Origin of the sequence: Bradyrhizobium sp. AC87j1, from assembly GCF_002936975.1 — a bacterium.
Lineage (GTDB): Bacteria > Pseudomonadota > Alphaproteobacteria > Rhizobiales > Xanthobacteraceae > Bradyrhizobium > Bradyrhizobium shewense.
The window spans coordinates 1-2,040 of sequence record NZ_PTFE01000219.1; the positions used below are offsets into that span (position 1 = coordinate 1).

The following is a 2,040-nucleotide window of genomic DNA, read 5'->3' on the forward strand; positions in this document are numbered from 1 at the left end:
TGGTCCGGTTGACGCTCACGGTGGCGTTGCCGCCGCCCACAGACGTGGTCAGGCCGAGAGACTTGAGCAGGTCGGCCTTGCCGGTGACGCTCAGATCCGCACCCGTCGAGCTCTTCAGCGTGACGGCGCCGCCACCAACGCTCGAAGCGGTCTGGTTGAAGCTGGTGGCGAGCGTCGCAGCACCGGCAGTGATGGATGCCGTCTTGACTCCGCTGGCGAGATCGACCGCGGTCAACAGATCGCTGACGGTCGCAGCCGGCGTGCCCGCGGTACCGAGATAGACCGTGGAGTTGCCGTTGCCGTCGGTGACGAGGTTGCCGCTGACGCCCGAGCCGGACGCAACACCAGTCGAGGCCGGAGCAGAGCCCGAGCGGAAGGTGATGGTCTTGCCGTTCACGGTCAGCGTGTCGCCGTCGGCGGGCTGGGCGTTGCTGGCCAGGCCGGTGGCGGTCGTGCCGTTGGTCGCGATCAGGGTGATGGCGCCGGTCAGGGCCGTGGTGCCGTCGCCGGCCGTTCCCGCGGTACCCGTGAAGGTGCCGATGGTGGCGCCGAGCGTCGTGGTGCCGCTCGCAGCCGTGGTGCCGCCGGCAGCGCCGCTAAACACGACGTTGCTGCTCGCCGTCGCGCTGGCGAACGAAGTCGTGCCGCGCAGGTCGGCCGCCGTCGCACCGGCGATCGTGGTGGAGACGTTGGACTTGGTGGAGTAACCGACCGTGGTCTGCAGCGCCTGGTTGGCGATCGACTTGGCGCTGTCGATCAGCTTCTGCAGCGAGGTGATGCCGGTGTTGGCCGCCTGCAGCACCTGCACGCCGTTGGCGATGCCATCGAGCAGATTGTTGATGTCGCTGGCGCGGTTGTCGAGCGACTGTGCGGTGAAGAAGTTGGTGGGATTGTCCAGGGCCGAGTTGACGCTCTTGCCGGTCGACAGACGGCTCTGCGTGGTGGCGAGAAGATCGGCGGTGGACTGGAGGGAGAGCAGGTTCTGACGAACCGACGAAGAGAGGACGATACCGGACATTGAGTGTTACCCTTCTGGTACGCAACGCAACAAACAAACTTCGATTAGGATTAATCGATGCCGGGACGGTGAACGCAGACGGCTAACAAAGCATGAAGCGTGTCGCGGCAGTCCTTGCCCGGATTCACCATATCCGCGTTCGGAGCAAGAGCGTGCTCGGTCATATCGTCATGATTGCATGATGGTTTTTGGTGAAGCGGCGAGGCGTTTGCGACTTGTCAACCATAACTCAGAGTGAGCAATTGGCTGCATCCGAACGCATCCTCTCCACCTCGCCGAAAGGCACTTGGATGCCGGTACAAAAAGAAAGCGGCGGGGCCGAAGCCCCGCCGCCGTAGTCGTCTTGCGATGTCGTCCGCTTGTTAGCGGAGCAGCTGCAGCACGCTCTGCTGCGACTGGTTGGCCAGCGAGAGCGCGGAGACCGCGATCGACTGGCGGGTCGACAGCGCCTGGCTGTTGGCCGCTTCGGTGTTGGTGTCGGCCAGGGTCAGGTTGGACGAACCGGTCTGCAGCACGTTGATCAGGCTCTTGTTGAAGTCCTGACGAACCTGCACCACCGAGAGGTTCGAGCCGAGGCTCGAAGCTTCCGAGCGCAGCGTGCTCGACGCCGCGTTCAGGTTGGACAGCACCTTGTTGGTCGCGGAGTTGTCGATGAAGTCGACACCGCTGGTCAACGCAGCAAGGCCCAGACCCTTGGAGTTGTAGGTCACGCCCGTGATGCTGAGGTTCGATTTGCCGGTTTCGTCGAACACCAGCTTGAGCTGGTCACCGTTCAAGAGGTTGACACCGTTGAACGAGGAGTCCTGCGAGGTCGTGTCGATCTGGTTCAGGATGTTGTTGTACTGAGACACCAGATTGGCACGCGCCGTCTGAGCAACCGTATCCTGGACGGGGGTGGAAGCCGTCGAGAACGTCAGCGACGAAGTCAGCGTACCGCCGATCGCACCACCTGCGGCGCTCGAACCGATGGTCGAGGACGCGTAGTCGTTGGTGGTCGAGACCGTCAGCAGGCCGTTGGCGTC

Annotated in this window: 2 protein-coding genes; both read right to left on the minus strand. The window is 63.5% G+C overall.

Going from position 1 to position 2,040, the window contains the following annotated elements:
• A partial coding sequence (locus CV770_RS40880; RefSeq protein ID WP_146101467.1) for a DUF1522 domain-containing protein occupies positions 1-1,018 on the minus strand: 1,018 nt, incomplete at its 3' end.
• Positions 1,019-1,380: 362 nt separating this feature from the next.
• Positions 1,381-2,040 (minus strand): flagellin (locus tag CV770_RS40885; protein ID WP_283811438.1); only part of this gene is annotated, 660 nt, incomplete at its 5' end.